The sequence below is a fragment of the Tessaracoccus sp. OH4464_COT-324 genome, assembly GCF_003932855.1.
Taxonomy (GTDB): Bacteria; Actinomycetota; Actinomycetes; order Propionibacteriales; family Propionibacteriaceae; genus Arachnia.
On record NZ_RQYZ01000040.1, the window covers coordinates 1 to 2,021 of the forward strand.

The window sequence follows — 2,021 nt, forward strand, 5'->3', positions numbered from 1 at the left end:
CAGCTCAGCGGGCATGATGAGCCCGGTCAACTACGAGAACAACGCGGCCCCCTACCGGCAAGCCGCATAAGGAAGCCCTCCACGATCCGGGAGAAACCGCACTACGCCATCAGGACGTCGCCACGCTAGTCGTGCCCCTGGGTAGACAGTGTCAAGAGTGGCCCAGCCCTCTAACTCGTGGTCAGCTTGTGAGCGCTTCACGAATATGCTGCCGTTGCAAACCAGAGCGACTACTTTGCCTTCCAAATACACGCAATAGCCGCCGAACATGGCCTTGACGCTGGCATCCGCAGATTCGGATAGTGCTTCCAGCAGGTCTTCGGCAACGGCGCGGGTTGCGGGGTCCACGGTTCCTTCCTGTCTGGTGGTACTGGCTTCTCGAGGGCGTAGGATGATGCTGTGGTGAGCGCGATACCGTTGGTCGAGTTGTGGGCGACCTGCGGGCCCGCCACTAGCGGCATCATCCCCCCTGATGGATCTATGGATCTTGTCACCGACGGCGATGCGGTTGTCGTTGCCGGGCCCGACTCGCGTGCAAGGCGCTTCAATCCGGCCGGGGCTCCAAGGCCCATGTGGGGTGCGCGCTTCCACCCAGGGCTCCTTCAGCAGCTCCTAGGGCTCCCTGCTCATGAAGTGACCGACCGAGTCGTTCCTCTCGCGGATATCAGCGGCATGCGGGTCGAGCCCTCAAGCCTGCTGAGCATGTCGATGCTGTGCAAAACACTGGCAGCGGAGCAGTGCGATCCTGTTCCACTCCGAGTCGCCGCTGAACTTTGGCGAGGAAGCACTGTGGAGGCTGTTACCCAGATGACGGGGTGGTCAACGCGACACCTCCGGAGGCTGTCTGCGGACTGGTTTGGGTACGGGCCCAAGCATCTCCAGCGTGTGCTCCGTCTTCGACGGGCACAAGTACTACTTGACAAGGGCTTTGTAAAAGCAAGGGTGGCTGCGGAGTGCGGATACGCTGACGCATCACATCTCTGGCGTGACCGAAAGGGCCTCGCGGTCGTCTCCTGATCACAGTGGGCAGAAGAGATCGACAGGGTTCCCGTCAGGATCGGCCACAGTCGCATATCTCTGGCTCCAGAAGGCGTCCCAAGGTTCTTGGACGGAGATACTCCCAGTACTCGTAAGCAGGTCATGTATTTCGTCAACGGAAGCAGGGGTTTCACACTGGAAGGCCAAAGCCATGGCATGTCCTCCGGTTGGGCGTGTCCAGCCTTCGTGTAGTTTCTGAATGAGTGCCTCGGTATCTAGCATCACCCGGACGCCTTTGCCAGCGAATTCAGCGTGGTCTTCGCCTGCGGCGCCGTCGCTGAGTTCGAGCCCAAGCCGAGAGTAGAAATCTATGGATTTCGCCATGTCTGCGACAACGATTGAGACGACGCTAAGTGTAATCATGGATCATGATTGTAGAGGTGCTCACTCGTCCACAGCATGATGAAAACGGCCAAGCCTGCCGGAGAGTCCCATGCTCCCTACCCTTCGGGTCGCAACTCTTTGGACGGGCCAAGCCCCAAGCGATACGTCAAGTCGACATGCTGGGAAGCCGATGACGAGAAGGAGCCAAGGACGACGGACAAGATCAGTCAGCATCACCTGCTGCGCGCTCGACGTCGCTAGACAACCTATCGTCACAGAGATTCCGTCGAGGGTGGTCAACGGACTCACGGAACGCGGTTGGCAATCGCATCCGATACTCGACCCGATGAACGAGTGAATATGGCAGCCCTAGCGATCGGGCAGCGGAGCCCGCAAGCCAGCGCTTGTTGGGCAGCTTGGGCGGCTATGGCTAGAGCCAAATCTTATACGTCTGGACTGACGTCGCCACCGGAGCCGCCTGGCTCCGGACCACGCCATACTAGCCCGAACCATTGCCTCCTCAGGCCACCACACCTCTTGCAGATCGAGGTCGGGAGGCTGCCGGCTCGGGTCTGTCCGAAATTCGGTGTGTGGGGTCCGGCGGTTTTCATCAGTGAGTGGTTCTCTCGAACCGTCCGGCGAAGGTGATCGCGAACGCG

3 protein-coding genes are annotated in these 2,021 nt (G+C 60.0%); 1 reads left to right on the plus strand and 2 read right to left on the minus strand.

Features of this window, described 5'->3' with window-relative positions:
- Positions 1 to 51: 51 nt before the first annotated feature.
- A complete protein-coding gene (locus EII42_RS13890) occupies positions 52 to 348 on the minus strand; it encodes a TfoX/Sxy family protein (RefSeq protein WP_125172385.1) in 297 nt (98 codons plus the stop codon).
- A 54-nt stretch (positions 349 to 402) separates the two neighbouring features.
- Here EII42_RS13890 and EII42_RS13895 point away from each other — a divergent pair, with 54 nt between their 5' ends.
- Positions 403 to 1,017, plus strand: coding sequence for a helix-turn-helix domain-containing protein (locus EII42_RS13895; protein ID WP_370318126.1), 615 nt, complete (start codon positions 403 to 405; stop codon positions 1,015 to 1,017).
- On the opposite strand, the gene EII42_RS12000 is transcribed toward EII42_RS13895, so the two are convergent.
- Positions 1,018 to 1,401 carry a VOC family protein gene (locus EII42_RS12000; protein WP_125172388.1) on the minus strand — a complete coding sequence of 128 codons (384 nt, stop codon included), beginning with the start codon at positions 1,399 to 1,401 and terminating at the stop codon, positions 1,018 to 1,020. It abuts the gene before it with no gap.
- Positions 1,402 to 2,021 lie beyond the last annotated feature (620 nt).